21 protein-coding genes and 1 other RNA gene are annotated in these 23,797 nt (G+C 65.6%); 18 read left to right on the forward strand and 4 right to left on the reverse strand.

Features of this window, described 5'->3' with window-relative positions:
• The first annotated feature begins 23 nt into the window (after positions 1-23).
• A complete protein-coding gene (locus XH84_RS13340; RefSeq protein ID WP_164936128.1) occupies positions 24-1,430 on the forward strand; it encodes an MATE family efflux transporter in 1,407 nt (468 codons plus the stop codon).
• A 115-nt stretch (positions 1,431-1,545) separates the two neighbouring features.
• On the opposite strand, the gene XH84_RS13345 is transcribed toward XH84_RS13340, so the two are convergent.
• A complete protein-coding gene (locus tag XH84_RS13345; RefSeq protein ID WP_128918521.1) occupies positions 1,546-2,289 on the reverse strand; it encodes a sulfite exporter TauE/SafE family protein in 744 nt (247 codons plus the stop codon).
• A 218-nt stretch (positions 2,290-2,507) separates the two neighbouring features.
• On the opposite strand from XH84_RS13345, the gene XH84_RS13350 reads away from it, so the two are divergent.
• Entirely contained in the window at positions 2,508-2,771 is a 264-nt protein-coding gene (locus XH84_RS13350; protein ID WP_164936127.1) for a hypothetical protein, read from the forward strand.
• 1 nt (position 2,772) lies between these two features.
• Here XH84_RS13350 and XH84_RS13355 read toward each other — a convergent pair whose 3' ends face one another.
• The gene (locus tag XH84_RS13355; protein WP_128948309.1) at positions 2,773-4,143 is read right to left on the reverse strand and encodes an aminotransferase-like domain-containing protein; all 1,371 of its coding nucleotides are present in this window, start codon (positions 4,141-4,143) and stop codon (positions 2,773-2,775) included.
• Positions 4,144-4,191: 48 nt separating this feature from the next.
• On the opposite strand from XH84_RS13355, the gene XH84_RS13360 reads away from it, so the two are divergent.
• Positions 4,192-4,656 carry a DUF983 domain-containing protein gene (locus XH84_RS13360; protein WP_164936126.1) on the forward strand — a complete coding sequence of 155 codons (465 nt, stop codon included), beginning with the start codon at positions 4,192-4,194 and terminating at the stop codon, positions 4,654-4,656.
• Positions 4,657-4,757: 101 nt separating this feature from the next.
• Here XH84_RS13360 and rnpB read toward each other — a convergent pair.
• Positions 4,758-5,183, reverse strand: an RNA gene (rnpB, locus tag XH84_RS13365) — RNase P RNA component class A.
• Positions 5,184-5,331: 148 nt separating this feature from the next.
• Here rnpB and XH84_RS13370 point away from each other — a divergent pair.
• Together XH84_RS13370 and XH84_RS13375 are read left to right on the forward strand one after the other, a co-directional pair.
• Positions 5,332-5,685 carry a YciI family protein gene (locus tag XH84_RS13370; RefSeq protein ID WP_128918517.1) on the forward strand — a complete coding sequence of 118 codons (354 nt, stop codon included), beginning with the start codon at positions 5,332-5,334 and terminating at the stop codon, positions 5,683-5,685.
• A gap of 22 nt (positions 5,686-5,707) precedes the next feature.
• Positions 5,708-6,940 (forward strand): RNA polymerase sigma factor, encoded by a 1,233-nt coding sequence (locus tag XH84_RS13375; protein WP_128918516.1) that lies wholly within the window; start codon positions 5,708-5,710, stop codon positions 6,938-6,940.
• A 116-nt stretch (positions 6,941-7,056) separates the two neighbouring features.
• Here the strand turns inward: XH84_RS13375 and XH84_RS13380 are convergent, their stop codons facing one another.
• Entirely contained in the window at positions 7,057-7,839 is a 783-nt protein-coding gene (locus XH84_RS13380; protein ID WP_128918515.1) for an N-acetylmuramoyl-L-alanine amidase, read from the reverse strand.
• Between the two features lie 512 nt (positions 7,840-8,351).
• Between XH84_RS13380 and rsmH the strand changes: the two genes are divergently transcribed.
• The 13 genes from rsmH (at position 8,352) to XH84_RS13445 (ending at position 23,734) form a co-directional block, all read left to right on the forward strand.
• Positions 8,352-9,341 carry a 16S rRNA (cytosine(1402)-N(4))-methyltransferase RsmH gene (gene rsmH / locus XH84_RS13385; RefSeq protein WP_164936125.1) on the forward strand — a complete coding sequence of 330 codons (990 nt, stop codon included), beginning with the start codon at positions 8,352-8,354 and terminating at the stop codon, positions 9,339-9,341.
• Positions 9,342-9,344: 3 nt separating this feature from the next.
• Entirely contained in the window at positions 9,345-9,737 is a 393-nt protein-coding gene (gene ftsL / locus XH84_RS13390) for a cell division protein FtsL (protein WP_128918513.1), read from the forward strand.
• Positions 9,734-11,476, forward strand: coding sequence for a peptidoglycan D,D-transpeptidase FtsI family protein (locus XH84_RS13395; RefSeq protein WP_128918512.1), 1,743 nt, complete (start codon positions 9,734-9,736; stop codon positions 11,474-11,476). The genes ftsL and XH84_RS13395 overlap by 4 nt, the downstream gene beginning before the upstream one ends.
• An 85-nt stretch (positions 11,477-11,561) precedes the next feature.
• On the forward strand, positions 11,562-13,034 hold the full coding sequence (locus tag XH84_RS13400; RefSeq protein ID WP_128918511.1) for a UDP-N-acetylmuramoyl-L-alanyl-D-glutamate--2,6-diaminopimelate ligase: 1,473 nt from the start codon (positions 11,562-11,564) through the stop codon (positions 13,032-13,034).
• Complete coding sequence (locus tag XH84_RS13405; protein ID WP_128918510.1) at positions 13,031-14,410, forward strand: UDP-N-acetylmuramoyl-tripeptide--D-alanyl-D-alanine ligase; 1,380 nt, start codon at positions 13,031-13,033, stop codon at positions 14,408-14,410. Before XH84_RS13400 ends, XH84_RS13405 begins: the two co-directional genes overlap by 4 nt.
• A 167-nt stretch (positions 14,411-14,577) precedes the next feature.
• Positions 14,578-15,681 (forward strand): phospho-N-acetylmuramoyl-pentapeptide-transferase, encoded by a 1,104-nt coding sequence (gene mraY / locus XH84_RS13410; RefSeq protein WP_018318673.1) that lies wholly within the window; start codon positions 14,578-14,580, stop codon positions 15,679-15,681.
• Between the two features lie 7 nt (positions 15,682-15,688).
• The gene (gene murD, locus XH84_RS13415) at positions 15,689-17,086 is read left to right on the forward strand and encodes a UDP-N-acetylmuramoyl-L-alanine--D-glutamate ligase (protein WP_128918509.1); all 1,398 of its coding nucleotides are present in this window, start codon (positions 15,689-15,691) and stop codon (positions 17,084-17,086) included.
• An 86-nt stretch (positions 17,087-17,172) separates the two neighbouring features.
• The gene (locus tag XH84_RS13420; RefSeq protein ID WP_128918508.1) at positions 17,173-17,484 is read left to right on the forward strand and encodes a hypothetical protein; all 312 of its coding nucleotides are present in this window, start codon (positions 17,173-17,175) and stop codon (positions 17,482-17,484) included.
• 269 nt (positions 17,485-17,753) lie between these two features.
• Complete coding sequence (ftsW, locus tag XH84_RS13425) at positions 17,754-18,905, forward strand: putative lipid II flippase FtsW (RefSeq protein ID WP_128918507.1); 1,152 nt, start codon at positions 17,754-17,756, stop codon at positions 18,903-18,905.
• Positions 18,906-19,084: 179 nt separating this feature from the next.
• On the forward strand, positions 19,085-20,185 hold the full coding sequence (gene murG, locus XH84_RS13430; protein WP_128918506.1) for an undecaprenyldiphospho-muramoylpentapeptide beta-N-acetylglucosaminyltransferase: 1,101 nt from the start codon (positions 19,085-19,087) through the stop codon (positions 20,183-20,185).
• A gap of 137 nt (positions 20,186-20,322) precedes the next feature.
• Positions 20,323-21,726, forward strand: a complete 1,404-nt coding sequence (gene murC, locus XH84_RS13435) for a UDP-N-acetylmuramate--L-alanine ligase (RefSeq protein WP_128918505.1) — start codon at positions 20,323-20,325, stop codon at positions 21,724-21,726.
• 4 nt (positions 21,727-21,730) lie between these two features.
• On the forward strand, positions 21,731-22,651 hold the full coding sequence (murB, locus tag XH84_RS13440) for a UDP-N-acetylmuramate dehydrogenase (RefSeq protein WP_128918504.1): 921 nt from the start codon (positions 21,731-21,733) through the stop codon (positions 22,649-22,651).
• A gap of 96 nt (positions 22,652-22,747) precedes the next feature.
• Complete coding sequence (locus XH84_RS13445) at positions 22,748-23,734, forward strand: D-alanine--D-alanine ligase family protein (protein ID WP_128918503.1); 987 nt, start codon at positions 22,748-22,750, stop codon at positions 23,732-23,734.
• Positions 23,735-23,797 lie beyond the last annotated feature (63 nt).

Below are 23,797 nucleotides of genomic sequence, written 5' to 3' on the forward strand. Positions count from 1 at the left end.
GAATGCGTCAAGGATGGAATGAAATGAAGGACCTGACGAACGGCTCCATCGTGAGACACATACTGGCCATGGCTCCTCCGATCATGGTCGGCATGGTCACGATCATGATCTGCCAGCTGGTCGACCTCTACTTCGTGTCGGGCCTCGGCGATGCGGCCGTCGCGGGCGTTGCTGCGGCCGGCAATGCCGGTTTCCTCGTCAATGGGCTGATGCAGGTGCTCGGTGTCGGCGGAATGGCGCTGATCGCGCATGCCGTGGGACGCAAGGACCGGCCGGATGCGAACCTGATCTTCAACCAGGCGATGGTGCTGTCGGTGCTGTTCGGATTGTTGACCCTGGCAGCAGGTGCCGCGTTGTCGCGCGCCTACATGCATGCGGTTGCCGCGGATCAAGCCACGATCGAGGCGGGGACCACTTATCTGCTGTGGTTCACGCCGGCGCTCGCGCTGCAATTCGCGACCCAAGTGATCGGATCTGCGCTGCGCGCCACCGGCATCGTGCGTCCCACCATGCTGGTGCAGGCGTTCGCTGTTGTCGTCAATATCGCCCTGGCGCCGGTCCTGATCACGGGCTGGGGCACCGGCCATGCCCTCGGGGTAGCCGGCGCGGGGCTGGCGAGCTCGATCGCGGTGGTGATCGGCGTGCTGATACTGCTGGTGTATTTCCGCAGGGTCGAGCGCTATGTCGCCTTCAATCCGGCGCAGTGGCGTCCGCAGCCGCGCCATCTGAAGCGGATCCTCAATGTCGGCCTGCCGGCCGGCGGCGAGTTCGCGATGATGTTCATCCTCATGGCAGTGGTCTATTACGTGCTGAGCGATTTCGGTGCGGCGGCGCAGGCCGGCTTCGGCATCGGGCAGCGCGTGCTTGGCCTGATCCAGATGCCGGCGCTTGCGGTGGCGCTGGCGGCCGGGCCGATTGCCGGCCAAAACGTCGGCGCCGCCAACGGCGCGCGCGTGCGGGAGACCTTCGTCAAGGCCGCTATGATCGTCACGATCGTGATGGTCAGCTTCATGATCTTTGCGCAGATGAAACCGGAGCTGCTGCTTGCCGGGTTCTCGAACGACCGTGAGACGATGGAGATCGCCTTCCTGTTCCTGCGGATCATCTCGCTCAACATGGTCGCACAGGGCCTGATCTTCACCTGCTCGAGCATGTTCCAGGGGCTCGGCAATACCAAGCCGGTGCTCCTGAGCTCGGCGACGCGTGTGCTCACCTATTCGCTGCCGGCGATTTGGCTTTCGACATGGCCGGGCTTTCGCATCGAGCACGTCTGGTATCTGTCTCTCGCCGCGACCACGCTCCAGGCGGGCTTGAGCCTGTGGCTGCTGCGCCGCGAGTTCAGGAAACGCCTGACATTGGCGCCAAAGGAGAAGGCCCTCGAGCAGGAGAGCTCCGAAGCCATTGCGCCTCTCGCCCGCGAGCCTGCGTAACGACAGCTTGTTCCCCCTCCGGCTGCTCCGGCTAGCTTGCCGGGCGGTATGGATGGTGGGCTGCAGAAGGGTCGCGGGTCGCAGCGGCATGGCGCTCGCGCGGAGGGCGTAAGAGCTAGAGCGCGCCGAGACTGTTCCAGACGAGGGTGAGGCCCGACAGGAATAACAGGCCGAGCACGACATCGCCAAAATGCTTGTCGTTGAGGGCGTGATAGACGCGTGCGCCGGCCCAGGCGCCGATCAAGGTGCCCGGAAAGGCGACCAACGCGAGCCAGACCACTTTGAGCTCGACGAGACCCGATGCGGTCTGCAGCACCAGTGCGGTGGCGAGCACCGTGAAATTGAACAGCTGGAAGATGCCGCGCCGCTCGTGCTTGTTCCAGCCGCGGATGTTGGCCCACAGGATCGGCAGCGGACCGGACAAACCGGCGAGGCCGCCAAGAATGCCACCGGCAAAGCCGACCGCGCCATCGGCGATCCGGCCGCCGAACTTGATCGCGAGCGGCCTCTTGTTCAAATACATCGCGCTCGAAAAGATCAGGATCAGCACGCCGACGCTCAGCTTGAACACTTTGGGGTCGGCCGAGGCGATCATCATGGTCCCCAGCGGCACACCGATCAGCCCTCCGATCAGGAACGGCCAGACCAGCGAGAGGTCGAAGCTCTTCCACATCGAGGGCAATGTCGAGGTCTGCGCGATCACCGAGCAGATCAGCACCAGGGGCACCGCGAGCGAGGGCGGCAGCACGTAGAGCCAGATGCCGAGCGCCATCAACGCCGTGCCGAACCCTGCCAGCCCCGAAACGAAGCCCCCGGCCAGCGCGCCGAACAGCAGCAGGACATAGGTGAGCGTTTCCAACAGATTGTCCTCTTCGCGGGGGCGATCCCGAACAGTTGATCGCCATCGCTCGCATAACACGCTTGCTGCCGTGCAGGTCAATCCATGCTGCACGCAGGCGTGATCTGCGGCATCGGGCATTCGCGGAAGACGCGCCTACATGACGGTCGTACTTCAATCCGGGCCGCTACCCGACGTGGTCGTCCGCTCGGTCCCGAATGCGATGACGGAGAATGACCATGACCCGCACCAAGATCGCCGTTGCAGCCGCGCTGTTGGCGGCAGTGCTGATGCCGACGATGGCCCAGGCGCAGTTGTCCGAGCCCGCGGCCTATCAGGCCGCTCATCCTGACCGCGATGTGCTCAATGGCGGCCAGCTTACGCCTGCGGCGCGTGCGGCTCTCGGCCAGCACGGAGCGCCTGATGATGCCTATGCGTCGCAGGCCTATCCGTCGTCCGCGGTGCCGGTCGTGCGCTCCGGCCATCGCCATCATCGTCGATGATCTAGACGATCTGTCTGGTCTCGGCGGGCTGCCGCAGCGCGCCGACCAGGATGCGCAACGCTTCCGTCAATTCGGATCTGTTCCGGGCCGCTCCCAGCGAGACGCGTGCCGCGTGCGTCGGTGTTCCACCGACTGTGAACGCATCGGCGGCGACGATCGCAAGTCCGTTCCGGAGCAGATCTGCGGCGACATCGGGCCGGCGCTCGGGCAGTCGCAGCCACAGATGATGCGCGGCGGGCCTGGCCAGGAACTGGAAGCCCTTCAGCGCGCGTTGCGCGAGCTGCTGGCGGCCGACTGCTTCGTTGCGGATGGCGGTGATGATGCGATCGGCAACGCCGCTTTCGATCCAATGCGTTACCAGCGCGACCATCAGCGGCGCCGGCATCTGCACGGTCGCCTGCAAGGACATACGCATTTCCCGCTGCGCGGCGCTGTCGGGCGTCACCAGATAGGCGACGCGCAGCGCCGGCGCGATGCATTTTGACAGCGTGGTCGCGAGATAAGTCCGTTCCGCAATGAGATTGGCGATCGGCGATGCCGAGCGGTCGAGCAGGCCGTAGGCGTCGTCCTCGATCAGGACCGTGGCGGCGTCGCGGATGATCTTTGCGATGGCACTGCGCCGCTCGGGAGAGAGCGTCGCCGTGGTTGGGTTATGCAACGTCGGAATGAGATAGACGGCCTTAGGCCGATGCGTGCGGCAGGCCTTTGCCAGCGCATCGGGCAGGATGCCGCCGTCGTCCATGGCGACGCCGACGAGCTTGATGCCGAGCCGCACTGCTGCCGCCTTGATACCGGGGAAGGTGAGGGCTTCGGTCAGCACGATATCACCAGGCCTCGCAAGGTGCGCGAGCACGTTGAACAGGATCGTCTGCGTGCCGGGAAAGATCACGAGCTTGTCGGCATGCGCGTCCGGCACCCGTGCACGCATCCAGCGCGCGGCGACGTCACGCTCATGCGCGCTGCCGCCGGGCGGCTGGTAGTTGAGATACGCCGTCAGGCCGGATTGCGCGCGGATGGAGTCCAATCCGGCGATGATGCGTTCGTCGAGCTGCGCCTCCAGCGGATGCGGCGGCACGTTCATCGACAGATCGATCGCGACGGGATGCGGCAGGTCGACCGCGCGGCGCGCGCTGGTCTCCGACACGAACGAGCCCTGTCCGACCCGCGCCTCCATGATGCCGCGCCGCCGCGCCTCGGTGTAGGCGCATGTCACCGTGGTGAGATCGAGAGCGAGCGCCTTTGCCAGCGCGCGCTGCGTCGGCAGCTGCTGGCCGCGCACCAGCCGGCCGGCGGCGATGTCGGCCTCCATGGCCTCGACGATGCGCTGGTAGCGCGGGCCGGATAGCTCCGAGATTGTCGGGGTCCAATCCATGCAATTAGGCCCATATCCTTTGAATGTATGGATGCAAATTCTTATTGTATGGATCGTCGAAAGGGAAGAGGTGTGGTCATGGCGGCCGGTTCGGTCTCTCTGGGGAAGGCGATGTGGCGTGGCTTTGGCGGCAAGTGCCCGAATTGCGGCGAAGGGCACCTCTTCGGCCGTTTCCTGAAAGTCGCCCCCGCTTGCGATCATTGCGGCGAGGAGCTGTCTCACCAGCGCGCCGACGACTTTCCCGCCTATCTCGTAATGGTCGTGGTCGGCCATCTCGTGGTGCCGGCGATTCTCGCGGTCGAGACCGCCTACGCGCCGGCCGTCTGGCTGCAATTGGCGGTGTGGCTGCCGGTGACGCTGTTCGCCTCGCTCGCATTGCTACAGCCGACCAAGGGCGCCATCGTCGGGCTGCAATGGCAGATCGGCATGCACGGCTTCGAGGCGAGCAAGCAGCGGCGCGAGGCCGTCGAGCTTGCGCCCGTCCTCGTGAAGGCGGACACGCGCGCAGCCTGAGCAGACGCAGCATCGCGCGGGCTGCCGCTGAACTCCATCGTATCAACAGCAATGAAAATGGTGAGGGGCCCGGCGCAGTCACGCCGAACCCCTCGTTGCAAGATATCAGCCGGCCTGTAAGCCGGGTTCTGTAGGGCACCGCCCGCTTGCGCGAACGATACGTGACGGCCATTCCTCTGGGACCGTGTTTGCACACGGCCTCGAGCAACCTACCCGGACGGCGGGCCTGACATCGCCCCGCGGCGTTATCGCTTTCGCGAACAGCCCGCTACGCCGTCCCTATTCGGTCTTGCTCCCGGTGGGGTTTGCCATGCCGGCTCCGTTGCCGCAGCCGCGGTGCGCTCTTACCGCACCTTTTCACCCTTACCCCGCGAAGCCGAAGGCCAAGCGGGGCGGTTCGTTCTCTGTGGCACTTTCCCTGGGGTCACCCCCGCCGGACGTTATCCGGCACCGCATGTCAAGGGAGCCCGGACTTTCCTCCCCGGCGGCCTTTCGGCACCTGCCGGAGCGGCCGTCCGGCCGACTGACCGGTAACGCATGGGCATTTGTGACGGTTTCGTCAAGCCGATATCGCTGAGCACGCGGCCTGCAAATAATTTATCCTGAAGATGTCGTTTGGAGCGTGCCCCGTTCGACTGGATGCCGGCGACACAGCCGAACAACAGGAGTGAAGCGATGCAATATCTGCTGATGATCTACCAGAACGAGGCCGAGTACGCGAAGATTGACACGGGAACCAGCCAGAAGATGTCGGCGGAATATGAGGCCTTTACGCAATCCATCATCCGGAACGGCAATTTCAAGGCCGGCGATCGGCTCCGCCCGACCACGACCGCGACCACGGTGCGCGTGCGCGATGGCAAAACGCTGACGACCGATGGTCCGTTCGCGGAAACGCGCGAGCAGCTCGGCGGCTACTACCTGATCGAGGCCAAGGATCTCAATGCTGCGATCGAGATCGCCGCGCGAATTCCGAGCGCGCGTGTCGGCTCGATCGAGGTGCGGCCGATCTGGGTCTACGACAAGTGACGGCTAGCCTGCGCATTGACGCATGAATCCGGGCGAGATCGACAAGATCTTCCGCGACGAGGCGGGGCGAGCGCTGGCCACGCTGATCCGCCTCGTCGGCGATTTCGATCTTGCCGAGGACGCGCTCCAGGATGCCGTTGCGGTTGCGCTCGAACGCTGGGCAGCGTGTGGGCTGCCCGACAATCCGCGCGCGTGGCTGGTCAATGTCGCCAAGCACAAGGCGATCGATCGGGTGCGCCGCCAAGCGGTCTTCCGCGGCAAGCAGCAGGCGCTCGTGCACGAGCTCGAGCTGAACGCGCAAACGGTCGACGAGCCGCCCTCGATACTCGACGACGACATGCTGCGGCTGATTTTCACCTGTTGCCATCCGGCGTTCGCAGCCGAGGTCCAGGTCGCGCTGACGCTGCGTACCGTCTGCGGGCTGTCGACCACGCAGGTTGCGCGCGCCTTTCTCATCAGTGAGGAGGCGATGGCGCAGCAGCTGGTCCGCGCCAAGCAGAAGATCAGGCTCGCCGGTATCCCCTATGAAGTGCCCGAGCGCGACGCGCTGGCGCCGCGACTCGATGGCGTGCTCGCCGTGATCTATCTGGTCTTCACGGAAGGCTATGTCGCGACCGAGGGCGCGGATCTGATGCGACCCGATCTTGCGGCTGAGGCGATCCGGCTCGGCCGCCTGCTTGACCGGCTGGTGCCGGATCGCGCCGGCGTCAAGGGCCTACTGGCCCTGATGCTGCTGCACGATGCGCGCCGCGCCGGGCGCAAGACGTCGGCCGGCGATATCGTGCTGCTGGAAGAGCAGGACCGTATGTTGTGGGATCGCGCGCAGATCGAGGAAGGCCTGCGCCTGGTCGACGATGCGCTGCGGGTCCCCGGCCGACCGCAGCCTTATGCAGTACAGGCCGCGATCGCCGCGCTGCATGCGCGTGCGCCGAGCTTTGCGCAAACCGACTGGCGGCAAATCGCCGGGCTCTACGAGGTCTTGCTGCGCATCGGTTCCTCGCCGGTGATCGAACTCAACCACGCTGCCGCCGTGTCGATGGTCGATGGGCCGGCACGCGCGCTCGATCTCGTCGATGCGATCAGTGCCCGAGGCGGGCTCCGTGGCTATGAGCTGTTGCCCGCCGTGCGCGCGGATCTGTTGCGGCGGCTTGGCCGCGACGACGAAGCGCGCGAGGCCTACCGCGCGGCGACGCAGGCGACACAGCTCGAGCCGTTGCGGAGATTGTATGCGCGAAGGATGAGGGAGATGGGGTAGGGCTCTCGTGCGCTGCAGAGCCGGGGCCCATCCTGCAACGAGCCGTGGCGCCGACTGGGTCCCGGCTCGCACTTCGCGCGTCCGGGACACGAGAGCGAACCGCGGAGTTTACGCCGTCACTTCGATGCGACCGGCGTCCCCTCCGGCGGCAGGCTCGCCAGCAGCGCCTGCAACGTGGACAGCGTCGAGTGATCCGCGACCCCATCGAGCCGCGCCGGGCGGAAATGGCGCTGGAAGGCCGTGACGACTTCCATGGTCGCGGCGTCGTATTTGCCGGTCAGCGGCACGCCGTAGCCGTATCTGGCGAGCGCCTGCTGCATGCTCAGCACCTCGTCGCTGATGGTGCCGAGCATCAGAGTCTCGCCGCGCACGACGGGAGCGGGCGTAACCCAGTGACCGACGCCGGAATTGGCGAGCGAGTGCCACGGAAACTTCTCGCCGGGGTCCTTCTTGCGCGCCGGCGAGACGTCGGAATGGCCGAGCACCCGGTGAGGCGGCACCTTGCGGCGGAGCGTGATGCCGCGGCACAGCGCGATCACGGCGGCGATCTGGCGCAGCGGAAACTCCGGATAGCCCCAATCATGGCCGCGATTGATGATCTCGATGCCGATCGAGCAGGAGTTGATGTCATCTTCGCCGGCCCACGAGGAAACGCCGGCGTGCCAGGCGCGCTTGGTCTCGGACACGCATTGCACGATGCGGCCGTCTTCCAGCACGACGTAATGCGCCGACACTTCCGTCCCGGCCGTGCACAGCCGCGCCAGCGCGCCCTCGACATCGGGCATGCCGGTGTAGTGCAGCACGATCATGTCGGGCTGCCGTCCCTTGTTGCGCTCGCCATAGTTCGGCGAGGGGATGATGTCGGAGACGATCGAGGAGTCCGGCTCGAACGTCCGCATGTTCGCCGCGGTCTTGGGAACCGGGAGAACGCGTTGACGCTTCGAATCGGATCCAGACGGCGTGGACGAACCGGATGGCGGCATAGGCAACTCAAGTCGGATGAGAATGGGCCAAGCCCTTCTCTTTACTATTCCTTTACCCTCCATTGTGCGCAACCGCGCGGCGCGGTTAATGGATCTATTTTGGCGTATGTGTGTGGATGGAGCATCACCACCGCGTCACCTTTCGACTTGTAACCAGCCGATCAACGCTTTCTTAACGCTAAGGGCCGTTACTGAGAGATGAAGAGCCGACCCGCGTCCGGAGGCGGCCAAAGCGTATTTTGGCTCGAAATCCCATGGCTGCCCGACAAATTCCACTGGCAACACTGGGTTTGCAGCCCGGGATGGCCGGGCTCGGTAACCATGCTGGACTGGGGCTTTGTCGTGGAACCGCCGCGACGCGGAATGATTCGAGGCGTTATGGGCAGTTACGCCCCCGATCTGGCTTGGTCGTTCGGCAGGCTTGGCGCATGAGCTCCGCCCCTCACATTCCCGTGCTCGGCCGCGAGGCCATCGATCATCTGGCGCCGCGCGCGGGCGGGATCTATGTCGATGCCACTTTTGGCGCCGGCGGCTACAGCCGCGCCATCCTCGACGTGCCTGGAACCCGCCTGATCGCGATCGACCGTGACCGCACTGCCATCGCAGGCGGTGCCGAGCTGGTCCAGCGCTCCGAGGGCCGGCTGACGCTGGTCGAGGACCGCTTCTCCAATCTCGCCGATGTCTGCGCGGCGCAGGGCATCGACACCGTGGACGGCGTCGTGATGGATGTCGGCGTGTCCTCGATGCAGCTCGACCAGGCCGGCCGCGGCTTCTCGTTCCGCCTCGACGGTCCGCTCGACATGCGGATGGGGCAATCAGGGCCGACTGCGGCCGACATCGTCGCGCGTGCCTCCGAAGGCGATCTCGCCGACATCATCTATCAGCTCGGCGAGGAGCGGCATTCCCGCCGCATCGCCCGCGCCATCGTGGCCGACCGGCAGGAGACCCCGTTCACGACCACGCGTGCGCTTGCCGATCTCATCGGCAGGGTCGTGCGCTCGAAGCCCGGAGATATCCATCCGGCGACACGGACCTTTCAGGCGTTGCGCATCTTCGTCAACGAGGAACTCGATGAACTCAAGACCGCGCTGGCCGCCGCCGAGCGCGTGCTCAAGCCGGGTGGCCGCCTCGTCGTCGTCTCGTTCCATTCGCTGGAAGACCGCATCGTCAAGAACTTCCTGTCTGAGCGCTCGAAGATTGGCGGCGGCTCGCGGCATCTGCCGGAGGTGGCGCAAGCACCGCCGAGCTTCCAGCTGCTGACGCGGCGGCCCGTCGTCGCCGGCGACGACGAAGTCGCGCATAATCCGCGGGCGCGTTCCGCAAAATTGCGCGCCGCCGAGCGCACCTCGGCGCCCGCGCATCGGGATGACGAGCAATCGTCCTGGCCAAGACTCTCCGACGTGATGAGGGGTGGCTAGCGCATGCGCATCATTCACCTCCTCGTCATTGGCGCGCTGATCTTCGCGGCGGCCTATGTCTACCGGATCAAGATGGACTCCACGGCGCGCACCGAGAAGGTGCTGCGGCTGCATGCGGAGATCCGCGAGCAGCGCGACGCGATCGCGGCGCTGCGGTCCGAATGGGCCAAGCTCGATGCGCCGCTGCGCCTGCAAGGCCTGTCCGACCGGCATCTGCAGCTGAAGCCGGTCAACGGCACGCAATATGACTCGCTGAAGAACCTGCCAGAGCGTCCGCCACGGATGTTCAGGCCGGGCGAGCCCGATCCGATCGGGGCGATGCTCAACACCATCGAAGCCGCGAGCGATCCTGACAACGTAACGGGCTCCGTGCCTCAGCCCGAGGACAATCAATGAGCGCTGCGATTCCTGCCAAACCCGCGGAACCCTGGCGGCAGCGTCTGATCCGCAGCCTGCTCTACGGGCGCAACGTCGACCGCGCCGCGAAGGCGCGCGCGCGCGTTGGCCTCGCCATGCTCGCCTTCGCTTCGGTCTATACCCTGATCGGCGGCCGGCTCGTGATGTTTGCGATCGGCGCCGATGCTCATGGCGCGCGCCGCGCCGCGGCGCAGGAGGTGGTGGCGACGGCGCGACCCGACATCGTCGACCGCAACGGCGCCATCCTTGCGACCGATGTCAAGGCGGCGAGCCTGTTCGGCGAGCCGCGCCGGGTCATCGACAAGGACGAGGCGATCGAGCTTCTCACCGCGACCGTGCCCGACCTCGACGAGGCCGAGGTGCGCGAGCGCCTGAGGACGCGCAAGGGCTTCGTCTGGCTCAAGCGCGAGGTCACGGCGCAGCAGCAGCAGGCCATCCACAAGCTCGGCATCCCCGGCATCGGCTTCCTGCGCGAGAACAAGCGCGTCTATCCGACCGGCAACGAGGTTGCCCATCTCATCGGTCTCGTCAACATCGACAACCAGGGCATCGCCGGCATGGAGAAGTGGCTCGACAATCAGGGCCTCGCCGATCTCCACCGCGCCGGATTTGCCACCGACCGGCTGCAAAAGCCGATCGAGCTTTCGATCGATCTGCGCGTCGAGCACGCTTTGCGCGACGAGCTTCTGAAGGCCAAGGACAAGTTCCACGCCAAGGCGGCCTCCGGCATCGTTTCGAACGTCAAGACCGGCGAGCTCGTGGCGATGGTTTCCTTGCCTGATTTCGACCCCAACAATCCGAAGGAAGCGCACGATCCCGATCGCATCAATCGCCTGACCACCGGCGTCTACGAGATGGGCTCGACCTTCAAGGCGTTCACGCTGGCGATGGCGCTCGATTCCGGAAAGATCAATCTGAACTCGTCGTGGGATGCGCGCGGAAACCTGCACTATGGCAAGTTCACCATCCACGACAGCCACGCGCTCGGACGCTTCATCAATACCAAGGAAGTGTTCACCTACTCGTCCAACATCGGCGCCGCGCGGATCGCGCTGAGCCAGGGCGTGGAGGCGCACAAGGCGTTCCTCGCCAAGATGGGCCAATTGACGCGGCTACGCACCGAGCTGCCGGAGAGTGCGGCGCCGCTGGTGCCGCGACGCTGGGGCGAGCTGAACACGGTCACCATCGCGTTCGGCCAGGGCATGTCGGTGGCGCCGCTGCAAGCGGTGATGGGCATCAATGCGCTGGTGAACGGCGGCTATCTGATTCCGCCGACCTTCTTGAAGCGCAGCGAATCCGAAGCCGCGGCGATGGCCAAGCGCGTGATCAAGACGGAGACAAGCGACAAGATGCGGTTCCTGATGCGGCTCAACGCCGAGATCGGCACCGCCAAGACCGCTGACGTCAAGGGCTACTATGTCGGCGGCAAGACCGGCACGTCCGAAAAGGTCATCAACGGCCGCTACGCCAAGAAGCGCGTGCTCAACTCCTTCACCGCGATCATGCCCTGCGACGATCCGAAATATCAGATCCTCGTCATGCTGGACGAGCCGCAGGCAATTCCGGAAACGAAGGGTTTCATCACCTCGGGCTGGAACGCCGTTCCAACCGGGGGCAAGGTGATCGAGCGGATTGCGCCGCTCCTGGGCGTCGAGCCACGGTTTGACCTGCCGCCTGCGGACCGCCTTATTCTTGCAGCATCCAGGACAACCCAGTAATCAACAGGGTAGGCCATCGCCGCTGCTGAGTCGGAATTTTCCCACGGGATTCGGCTTTCCGGCAGGGCATGTCGACTGGAAGACCATGAAGCTGCGCGACCTCCTAGGTCAGGATATTCTGGGCAATGATGCCGCGATCGAGCCCACTGTGGCGGCGCTCGACGTGACCGGACTTGCGCTCGACAGCCGCGTGGTCAAGCCGGGTGATCTCTTCTTTGCGCTCGCGGGCAGCAAGACCGACGGTGCGCGCTTCATCGATGCGGCCATTGCCGCGGGCGCTGTGGCCATCGTCGGCGACCATGCCCCTGATGGCAGCAAGGTGCCGTTCGTCGCGGTTGCCAATCCGCGCCGAGCGCTCGCGCTGGCTGCCGCAACCTTCTTCCCCGCCCAGCCGGCGACCATCGCCGCCGTGACCGGAACCAGCGGCAAGACCTCGGTTGCCGCGTTCACGCGTCAGATCTGGGAGCAGCTCGGCCATGCCTCCGCCAGCATCGGCACCATAGGCCTCGTCTTGCCCAAGCGCACGGTCTACGGCTCGCTGACGACGCCGGATCCGATCGCGCTGCACCGGCAGATCGATGAGATCGCGCGTGAGGGCGTCACGCATCTTGCCTTCGAGGCGTCCTCGCACGGGCTCGATCAGTACCGGCTCGACGGCGTGCGTATCTCCGCTGGCGGCTTCACCAATCTGTCGCGCGACCACATGGATTATCATCCGACCGTCGCGCATTACCTTGCCGCGAAACTCCGCCTGTTCCGGGAGTTGGTGGCGCCTGATGGAGCGGCGGTGATCTCGGCCGATCATGATTGCTCGGCGGAGGCGATCGATGCTGCGAAGGCGCGCGGCTTGCGCGTCATGGCGGTCGGCCGCAACGGCGACGGGGCAGGCGAGGGCATCCGTCTCATCGAGGCCGTGGTCGAGGGCTTCTCGCAAAGATTGACGCTCGAACACGGCGGCAAGCGTTACGCCGTCAGGCTGCCGCTGGTCGGCGAATTCCAGATCGAGAACGCGCTGGTGTCGGCGGGGCTTGCGATCGGGACTGGCAGCGATGCAGCCAATGTGTTCGCAAGCCTAGAGCATCTCGAAGGCGCCAAGGGACGATTAGAGCGCGTCGGCGAGCGCAACGGCGCGCCGATCTTCGTCGATTATGCGCACAAGCCCGATGCGCTCGCCAAGGCGCTGCAGGCGCTGCGGCCCTATGCGAAGCGCAGGCTGGTGGTCGTGTTCGGCGCCGGCGGCGACCGCGATGCCGGCAAGCGTCCGATCATGGGCGAGATCGCGGCCGAGAACGCCGACGGAATCATCATCACCGACGACAATCCGCGCAGCGAGAAGCCGGAAGCGATCCGCGCCGCGATCCTCGCTACCGCCAAGGGCGCCCGCGAGATCAGCGACCGTGCTGCTGCGATCCGTGCCGCGATCGAGGAATTGCAGGCGGGCGATGCGCTGCTCATCGCCGGCAAGGGCCACGAGACCGGGCAGATCGTCGGCGGAGAGGTTTTGCCCTTCAGTGATCACGAGGCGGTCGCCGCCGCATTAGCGTCGAGGGTTGCATGAGCGCGCCGATATGGACGGTTGCCGAAGTGGCGCGTGCGCTGGGCGCGGACGGATCGTTCCCGGACACCCCAATCGATTTCGTCACCCAGGACAGCCGCCTGGTGAAACCAGGCAGTCTGTTCGTTGCGCTGAGCGGCACGCCGAGCGGCGGCTTCGTCTCGGCCTTCGCCAGCGCGCGCGACGGCTGGGAGTTCGCGGACAAGGCCGAAGCTTCGGGCGCGGTCGCGATGATCGTGCCGCACGAGATCGCGGGCATCCGCATTCCGCAGATCGTCGTCGAGGATACGCTGATCGACGGCCTCTGGGGCCTCGCACGCGCCGCGCGCGCGCGTTTCGACGGGCCGGTGATCGGGCTGACCGGCAGCGCGGGCAAGACCAGCACCAAGGAATTTCTGGCGGCCTATCCGAACGCCTATGCGAGCCCCTCGAGCTTCAACAATTTCTGGGGCGTGCCGCTGACGCTGTGCAATGCGCGGCCCGACGCCAGCCTCTGGGTCGTCGAGATGGGCATGAACCAGAAAGGCGAGATCGCGCGGCTCAGCGAATTGACGCGGCCGACGGTCGCGCTCGTCGTCAACGTCCAGCCCGTGCATCTGGAAAAGCTCGGCTCGCTCGAAGCTATCAGGCACGAGAAGGTGTCGATCGCGCTCGGCCTGCCCGAGGACGGGGTGCTGGTGCTGCCCGCCGGGCTCAAGGCCTCGGAATGGAAAGGCAAGGTCGTGCGCTTCGGCGAGCATGCCGAGGTGCATGAGGTCGCGCACGCACCGCATGGCGAGAGCTGGCAGATCGTGGCCATGATCGGCAAGAAGGAGATCGCCTTCAGCCTGACGCCGGGTGCGCCGCATCGCGTGCAAAACGCGCTGGCTGCGCTCGCCGCGATCCGTGCGGCGGGTCTCGATCCGGCGACGCTCGCGATCAAGCTCGATCGGGTCGGCATCATGACCGGCCGCGGCGTCGAGCAGGCGATCGGCGGGATCACCGTCATCGACGACAGTTTCAACGGCAATCCGGCCAGCGTTGCTGCCGCGCTGCAAAGCCTGCAGGCGCGCCACATGACCGGAGGCCGACGCATTGCGGTGCTCGGCGACATGCTGGAGCTCGGCGATGATGCGCCGGACTACCACACCGCCCTTGCCAAGAATCTCGACGGGATCGACGGGGTCTACTGCGTCGGCCCTCTGATGCGCCACCTCCACGATGTGCTGCCATCAGGCAAGGGCCTCGGCTGGCATGACGATCCCGCCACGCTGAAGCCGGGCGAGGTCGCAAATCTGCTGCAGGCAGGCGATGTCGTGGTTGTCAAGGGCAGCAAGAAGATGTTCTGGGTCAACAAGTTTGTGCCGGGCCTGGTGGCCGCCTTGCAGGCAAAGGCGTAAACTGCTTGGAAGGCGCCGTTCCCGAATCCCACCCTTTGCGGCGCGAAGCCGTCCGGTTTCCCCGAGGTCGCGCGACCATGATGAAGACCAGCGAATGCGCGTGAGGCACGTTACGGCCGGTATCGAGGCCAAGATCGTGCGTGCAAAGGCGCCATAGGACCGTCTGAATGTTTTACTGGCTGATCGAGCTCTCCAACACATTTCCGGGCTTCGGTGCCGTTCGCACCTTCCTGAACGTCTTCCGCTACATCACCTTCCGCACCGGCGGCGCGGTGGTCACCGGTGCGCTGTTCGTGTTCCTGTTCGGGCCCTGGATCATCGATCACTTACGCATCCGCCAAGGCAAGGGTCAGCCGATCCGGACCGACGGTCCGCAATCGCATCTTGCGAAGAAGGGCACGCCCACCATGGGCGGGCTGATGATCCTGTCCGGCCTCACCGTGGGCACCGTGCTTTGGGCCAATCCGCTCAACCCCTATGTCTGGATCGTGCTGGCGGTGACGCTGGGCTTCGGCTTCGTCGGCTTCTATGACGATTACCTCAAGGTGACCAAGCAGACCACGACCGGGTTCGGCAGCAAGCTGCGCCTCTTGATCGAGGCGGCGATCGCGCTGGTGGCCTGCTACGCCCTGGTGCGGCTGAACCGCGATCCGGCCTCGACCGCGCTGACGATACCCTTCCTCAAGGACACCGTGCTGCATTTCGGCTGGTTCTTCGTCATCTTCGGCGCCTTCGTCATCGTCGGCTCCGGCAACGCGGTGAACCTCACCGACGGTCTCGATGGCCTCGCCATCGTTCCCGTGATGATCGCGACCGCGAGCTTTGCGATGATCGCCTATCTCGCCGGCAACGCGGTGTTCGCCGAATATCTCCAGATCAAATATGTCGCCGGCACCGGCGAGCTCGCGGTGCTCTGCGGCGCGCTCTTGGGCGCCGGCCTCGGCTTCCTCTGGTTCAACGCGCCGCCGGCCTCGATCTTCATGGGCGACACCGGCTCGCTCGCGCTCGGCGGCATGCTGGGCGCGATCGCGGTCGCGGTGAAGCACGAGATCGTGCTTGCGGTGATCGGCGGCCTGTTCGTGCTGGAGGCGGTCTCCGTCATCGTGCAGGTGGTGTCGTTCAAGCTGACCGGCAAACGCATCTTCCGCATGGCGCCGATCCATCATCATTTCGAGCAGCTCGGCTGGACCGAGCCGCAGATCGTGATCCGCTTCTGGATCATCTCGGTGATGCTGGCGCTCGCCGGCCTCTCCACGCTGAAGCTGCGGTGATCGCTCGATGATCCCCGTCACCTCCTTTGCCGGCAAGACCGTCGCGGTGTTCGGCCTCGGCGGCTCGGGGCTCGCCTCCTGCCACGCGCTGGAGGCCGGCGGCGCCGAGGTGATCGCGGCCGACGACAATGCCGAGAACGTCGCCAAGGCCGCGCAGGCCGGCTTCGTCACCGCCGATCTACGCAACGTCTCCTGGGCAAACTTCGCAAGCCTCGTGCTCGCGCCCGGCGTCCCGCTCACCCATCCGGTCCCGCACTGGAGCGTGCTGAAGGCGCGCGAGGCAGGCGTCGAGGTGATCGGCGACATCGAGCTGTTCTGCCGCGAGCGGCGGCGTCACGCTCCGAACGCGCCGTTCGTCGCCATCACCGGCACCAACGGCAAGTCGACGACGACGGCGCTGATCGCGCATCTGACCAAGGTCGCCGGCTACGACACCCAGATGGGCGGCAATATCGGCACCGCGATCCTGTCGCTGGAGCCGCCGCGCATGGGCCGCGTCCACGTCATCGAGATGTCGTCTTATCAGATCGATCTCACGCCCTCGCTCGATCCCTCCGTCGGCATCCTGCTCAATGTCAGCGAGGACCATATCGATCGTCACGGCACCCTCGCGCACTACGCTGCGGTGAAGGAGCGCCTCGTTGCGGGCGTGCAAGACGGCGGCACCGCGATCGTCGGCGTCGACGACGGCTTTTGCCGCGACATCGCCGACCGGCTCGATCGCGCCGGCAAGAACGTTGTGCGCATCTCGGTCAGGAACCCGCTGGCCTCAGGCATCCATGTCGAGCACGGCACCATCGTGCGCACTGCGGGCGGCGCCCGCAGCGAGGTCGCCGCGCTCGGCGGTATCGGCTCGCTGCGCGGCCAGCACAACGCGCAGAACGCGGCCTGTGCCGCCGCCGCCGCGCTCGCGATGGGCATCAGCCTTGAGGTGCTGCAGAACGGCCTGCGCAGCTTTCCGGGCCTCGCCCATCGCATGGAGCAGGTCGGCCGCCGCGGCAACGTGCTGTTCGTCAACGATTCCAAGGGCACCAACGCCGACGCCACCGCGCATGCGCTGTCGTCGTTCGCCGACATCTTCTGGATCGCCGGCGGCAAGCCCAAGGCAGGCGGCATCACCAGCTTGACCTCCTTCTTCCCGCGTATCCGCAAAGCTTATCTGATCGGCGAGGCCGCGCAGGAATTTTCCGGCACGCTCGGCTCGGTCGCGCACGAGATCAGCCAGACGCTGGACGTTGCCGTCGAGCATGCGGCACGCGATGCGGATGCCGCGGGCCTCACTGATGCCGTCGTGCTGCTGTCGCCGGCCTGCGCCTCCTTCGACCAGTACCGCAACTTCGAGATCCGCGGCACCAAGTTCCGCGAACTGGTGCAGGCGCTGCCGGGCGTGAATCCGGTGGTGTGAGGATGTCGCGGCGACGCTGGATCGGACTTGTCGCTACTCTTGCAGTTCCGGTCGGTTTCCTCTGTGTTGTCCTCATTGATAGCGTCATGCACGAATTCGGCGCGTGCCGCGTCGTTCGCCAGCGTGCATTTGCCTCCCCAAGCGGCGGTCAGCTGGTTGTCGTGGTCTGGAAGTCGTGCGGAGCGACGGTGCCCGACAGCACGCAAGCCAGCATCGTGGCGCGCGGACGGACATTCTCGCCCGAGAGCACGCCGACCTTCATCAGTGTGCGCGGGCATCTTGATCCCGTGGTTGCCTGGAGCAGTGAGCGGGCAATCAGGATCGGTTTCATTCCCGGGCCAGATAAGATCTACAAGCGCGATCAGCGCGCGGGGGATGTCACAATCAACTACGAGTGAGCGTATGGCCGCGCGCCGACGGTGCAAAGCGCACTTCGCTCCCCCACAATCTCCGCTGTCGTCGTTCGGCTCGACCGGGCGACCCAGTATTCCAGAGACCATGCTTGAGCCGAGGGGCCTCGGCGTACTGGATGCCCCGGTCAAGCCGGGGCATGACAGCGTGTTTTGTGGTGGCCGCGGAGATCATTCCAAACATCCACGATTCATTAACCCTGCAGTAACCAACCTCGGCGACCAATGGACGGACCTCTGTCCGAAAGCGGCCGCCCATGCTCTCCCGTGAAGAACGCACCCCCTTTTCCGAGTGGTGGTGGACCGTCGACAAGCCGCTGATGGGCGCAATCCTGGCCTTGATGCTGACCGGCGTGATCCTGTCGCTGGCGGCGAGCCCACCGGTTGCGACCCGCATCGGGCTCGACCCGTTCCATTTCTTCAGCCGTCACGTGATGTTCCTTCTCCCGTCCTGCCTGGTGCTGCTCGGGGTGTCCTTCTTGTCGCCGCGGTCGATCCGCCGCTCGGCGCTGATCATCTTCGCGGCCAGCATCATCCTGATCGTGCTGACCCTTGCGATCGGCCCCGAGGTGAAGGGCTCGCGGCGTTGGATCACGCTCGTCGGCGTCAACATCCAGGCCTCCGAGATCGCCAAGCCGTCCTTCGTCGTCATCGCCGCCTGGCTGTTCGCGGAATCGACCAAGCGGCCGGAGATGCCTGCGACCTCGATGGCGCTGGTGCTGCTGTTGATGCTGGTCTCACTGCTGGTAATGGAACCGGACTTCGGCCAGACCATGCTGATCCTGATGGTGTGGGGCTCGCTGTTCTTCATCGCGGGCATGCGCATGATCTGGGTGTTTGGCCTTGCGGGCGCTGCCGCGGCCGGCCTGTTCAGCGCCTATCTGTTCGTTCCGCACGTGGCGGGACGCATCAAGCGCTTCATGAACCCGGCCTCCGGCGACACCTTCCAGGTCGATACCGCCATGGAGGCCTTCTACAATGGCGGCTGGTTTGGGCTCGGACCGGGCGAGGGCATCGCCAAGCGCAGCCTGCCGGACAGTCACACCGACTTCGTGTTCGCGGTCGCCGCCGAAGAGTTCGGCATCATCCTGTGCCTCGCCATGCTGGCGCTATTCGCCTTCGTCGTGATCCGCACGCTGTCGCGCGCCTATGCCAATGAGGACATGTTCTCGCGCTTCGCCGCGTCCGGCCTTGCGATCCTGTTCGGCGTGCAGGCCGCGATCAACATGTCGGTCAACCTCCAGCTCATCCCTGCCAAGGGCATGACGCTGCCGTTCATCTCCTATGGCGGCTCCTCCATCGTGTCGCTCGCCTATGGCGTCGGCATGATGCTGGCGCTGACGCGGCTGCGCCCGCGCACCGAGGTCGAAGCCAGCGGCCACGCCGAGGCGATGCGGAGTTACGCGTAGCCGCACGTGTCCCGGACAAGCGAAGCGCAGATCCGGGACCCAGAATGCCGCAACCAATGGGCCCCGGTTCAGCAGCGCACCACGCTGCGAAGGGCAGCGCGCTGCGCTGCGCCCGGGGCACGAACACCTTGGTTGTCGCACTCGCAATGACGAAAAACTCCCTGTAAAACTCCCCCACCATGGACTCTTCCCCCCTGATTCTTCTCGCCGCTGGCGGCACCGGCGGCCATCTGTTTCCGGCCGAGGCGCTCGGTGTCGAATTGATCCGGCGCGGCTATCGCGTCCGCCTCGTCACGGACGAACGCGCGCTGCGTTATAGCGGGCTGTTCAGCAAGGACATGATCGACGTCGTCAGAAGCGAGACCGCGCGCGGCCGCAATCCGCTTCAGCTCGCCTATGCCGGGCTCACGCTCGCCGCCGGCACGCTCTCCGCCTACGCGCTGATCAAGCGCCTGAAGCCCGTCGCCGTCGTCGGTTTCGGCGGTTATCCGACGCTGCCGCCGCTGGTCGCGGCAAAATTCGCCGGCGTGCCCGGAATCATCCACGACGCCAATGCGGTGCTCGGCCGCGCCAACCGGTTCCTGTCCGCCCACGTCCGCGCCATCGCGACGTCCTTGCCCGGCGTGCTCGATCGCGATCCCGCGCTGTCGGGCAAGACCACGACCGTCGGCACGCCGATGCGGCCGGCGATCCTCGCGGCCGCCGCGGTGAAATATGCCGCGCCCGAGGTGAACGGCCCGCTGCGCCTGCTCGTCGTCGGTGGCAGCCAGGGCGCGCGCATCATGGCCGACATCGTGCCCGGCGCGATCGAGCGGCTCGAGCCTGCGTTATGGAGCCGGCTCGTCCTCACCCAGCAGGTGCGCGACGAGGACATGAGCCGCGTGCGTGCAGTCTACGACAAGCTCAAGATCAAGGCCGAGCTCGCGCCGTTCTTCACCGATCTGCCGGCGCGGCTCGCTTCAAATCACCTTGTGGTATCGCGCTCCGGCGCCGGCACGGTGGCCGAGCTCGCGGCGATCGGCCGGCCCTCGATCCTGGTGCCGTTGCCCGGCTCGATCGACCAGGACCAGTTCGCCAATGCCGGCGTGCTGGTCAAGGTCGATGGCGCGGTCCGCATCCCGCAGGCCGAGTTCAGCTCCGACCGATTGGCGTCCGAAATCTCCGGCTTCGCCGCCGAGCCCGCGCGCCTCGCCGCCATGGCCGAAGCGGCCCGCGGCGCGGGCCGTCTCGATGCGGCCGAGCGGATGGCCGATCTGGTGATCAAAGTCGCGGGAATCTGACGCCAAACCGACCAAATTTCCTACTTTTGCCGTCATGGCCGGGCTTGTCCCGGCCATCCACGTCTTGCAAGAAGTGGTAGGGATTCGTGGATGCCCGGGACAAGCCCGGGCATGATGACGGAACCATAGGATAAAGCATGAGACTGCCGCGCGAGATCGGACCCATCCACTTCGTCGGGATCGGCGGGATCGGCATGAGCGGCATCGCCGAGGTGCTGGTCAATCTCGGCTATGCGGTGCAGGGCTCGGACGCCTCCGACAATTACAATCTCGACCGTCTGCGCAAGAAGGGCGCGAAGGTCTCGGTTGGCCACAAGGCGGAGAACGTCGACGGTGCCGAGGTCGTCGTCGTCTCCACCGCAATCAAGCGCGACAATCCGGAACTGATGGCGGCGCGCGAACGGCGCATTCCCGTAGTGCGTCGCGCCGAGATGCTGGCCGAGCTGATGCGGTTGAAGAGCTGCGTCGCCATCGCCGGCACCCATGGCAAGACCACCACGACCACGATGGTTGCAACGCTGCTCGACGCCGGCGGCCTCGATCCCACCGTCATCAACGGCGGCATCATCAATGCCTACGGCTCCAACGCGCGGCTCGGGGCCGGCGACTGGATGGTGGTGGAGGCCGACGAGAGCGACGGCACGTTCCTGAAGCTGCCGACCGATGTCGCGATCGTCACCAATGTCGACCCCGAGCATCTCGATCACTTCAAGACCTTCGACGCCGTGCAGGACGCCTTCCGCCATTTCGTCGAGAACCTGCCGTTCTACGGTTTTGCCGTGATGTGCATCGATCATCCCGTGGTGCAGAGCCTCGTCGGCAAGATCGAGGATCGCCGCATCATCACCTATGGCGAGAATCCGCAGGCCGATGTGCGGTTCGTCGATCTGACCCCGATGGGCGGCGGCTCCAAGTTCAAGGTCGCGTTCCGCGATCGCAAGACAGGCAGCGTGCACGAGATCGCCGATCTCATGCTGCCGATGCCGGGGCGCCACAACGCCTCGAACGCGACGGCCGCGATTGCGGTCGCGCGCGAGCTCGGCGTCTCGGACGAAGCGATCCGCACCGCGATCGCCGGCTTTGGCGGCGTCAAGCGCCGCTTCACCAAGACCGGCGAGTGGAACGGCGTCACCGTGATCGACGATTACGGCCATCATCCGGTCGAAATCGCGGCGGTGCTGAAGGCGGCGCGGGAATCCACCAACGGCAAGATCGTCGCCGTGGTGCAGCCGCATCGCTACACGCGCCTGCAATCGCTGTTCGAGGAATTCTGCACCTGCTTCAACGATGCGGACGCGGTTGTTGTCGCCGACGTCTATGCCGCCGGCGAAGCGCCGATCGACGGCATCGACCGCGATCATTTCGTGGCAGGCCTCCGTGCCCACGGGCATCGCGAGGTGGTGCCGCTGCCGGCGGCTACGGAGCTCGCGGGCATCGTCAAGGGCGTGGCGAAGCCGGGCGATCTCGTCGTGTGCCTTGGCGCGGGCAACATCACGCAATGGGCGTATGCCTTGCCCAGCGAATTGAAGGCGCTGGGGTAGGGTGGTGAGTTTCCCCGACATCACGCCCACTCTCAAAGTCGCGATGCCGGAGCTGCGCGGTCGGTTGCTGGCCAACCAGTCGCTCGCCGAGCTCACGTGGTTTCGCGTCGGCGGTCCGGCGCAGGTGCTGTTCACGCCGGCGGATGAGGACGACCTCGCTTACTTCCTCGCGCATCTTGCATCCGACGTTCCCGTCTATGTCGTCGGCGTCGGCTCCAACCTCATCGTGCGCGATGGCGGCATCGCGGGCGTGGTGATCCGCCTGGCGCCGCGCGCCTTCGGCGAGGCTAGCGCGAGCGGCGATGTCGTCACCGCCGGCGCTGCGGCGCTCGACAAGCGCGTGGCGGAAGTGGCGGCCGCCGCCAATATCGGCGGGCTCGAATTCTATTTCGGCATTCCCGGCACGATCGGCGGTGCGCTGCGGATGAATGCGGGCGCCAATGGCGGCGAGACCAAGGACGTGCTGATCGAGGCGCGGGGCGTCGGGCGTGACGGCACCAAGCACGTGTTCTCCAATGCCGACATGAAGTTCGTCTACCGCAATAGCGGCGCTGATCCTTCCATCATCTTCACCTCCGCGCGCTTCCGCGGTGAGATCAGGGACGCGGAGGCGATCCGCGCGCGCATGGCCGAGGTGCAAAGCCATCGCGAGACCGCGCAGCCGATCCGCGAGAAGACCGGCGGCTCGACCTTCAAGAATCCGCCCGGCCATTCTGCCTGGAAGCTGGTCGATGCCGCCGGCTGCCGAGGCCTGCGCGTCGGTGGTGCACAGGTCTCGGAGATGCACTGCAATTTCCTGATCAACACGGGCGATGCAACCGCGCACGACATCGAGGCGCTGGGCGAGACCGTGCGCGAACGGGTGAAGGCAAATTCCGGAATTGAGCTACACTGGGAAATCAAGCGGATCGGGATTCCGATTTAACAGTCATTCCGGGGCGCGCGAAGCGCGAACCCGGAATCTCGAGATTCCGGGTCTGGTGCTTGCGCACCATCCCGGAATGACGAAATGCGAGGAAACATGCGCATCACCATCCTCTTCGGCGGCTCCAACCGGGAGCGTCTTGTCTCGGTCGCCTCGGCTCAGGCGCTGCATCAGGCGCTGCCCGAGGCTGATCTCTGGTGGTGGGACATCGAGGACAAGGTGCATGTGGTCCAGTCCAAACAATTGCTCGAGCACGCCCGCCCCTTCGAGGACGAGTTCAAGCCGGGCACGCGTGGCATTCCGCTGGAGCAAGCGCTCGACCAGGCCAAGGTTGAGAGCCGGGTGCTGGTGCTCGGCCTCCACGGCGGGCGTGCCGAGAACGGCGAATTGCAGGTGATGTGCGAGGCGCGCGGCGTGCCCTTCACCGGCTCGGGCTCGGCTTCCTCGCATCTCGCCTTCGACAAGTTCGCGGCCAAGCGCTTTGCCGCTCTCGGCGGTGTGACGCCGCCGGCAAACATTGCGCTCGATGACATCGACGAAGCTTTTGCCGAATACGGAAGGCTGATCGCAAAGCCAGCGCGCGACGGATCGAGCTACGGTCTGATCTTCGTCAACGCCAAGCAGGATCTCGTCGCCGTCCGCAATGCGGCGAAGCACGAAGAGTATGTCATCGAGCCCTATATCGCCGGCATCGAGGCGACCTGCGGCGTGCTGGAGCGCACCGATGGTTCGATCATTGCGCTGCCGCCGATCGAGATCATTCCGGGCGAGGGCAGTTTCGACTACGCCGCAAAATATCTTTTGAAGTCGACCCAGGAGATCTGCCCCGGGCGCTTCGCACCCGAGATCACCGCCGCGCTGAAGGCGCAGGCGATGCTGGCGCATCGCGCTATGTCGTGCACCGGATATTCCCGGTCGGACTTCATCGTCTCGGACAAGGGCCTCGTCTATCTCGAGACCAACACGCTGCCCGGGCTGACCAAGTCCTCGCTCTACCCCAAGGCGCTGAAAGCCGAGGGCATCGCATTCGTCGACTTCCTGCGCGGCCTGGTGGAGCTCGCCAGGCGGGGCGTGCGGAAATAATTAGGACTGGTTAACGGCCGGATGGCCGAAACGGGCCGGTTTGGGCTCCAAAACCGGTAAAAT

The organism is Bradyrhizobium nanningense, assembly GCF_004114535.1.
GTDB classification, from domain to species: Bacteria; Pseudomonadota; Alphaproteobacteria; order Rhizobiales; family Xanthobacteraceae; genus Bradyrhizobium; species Bradyrhizobium nanningense.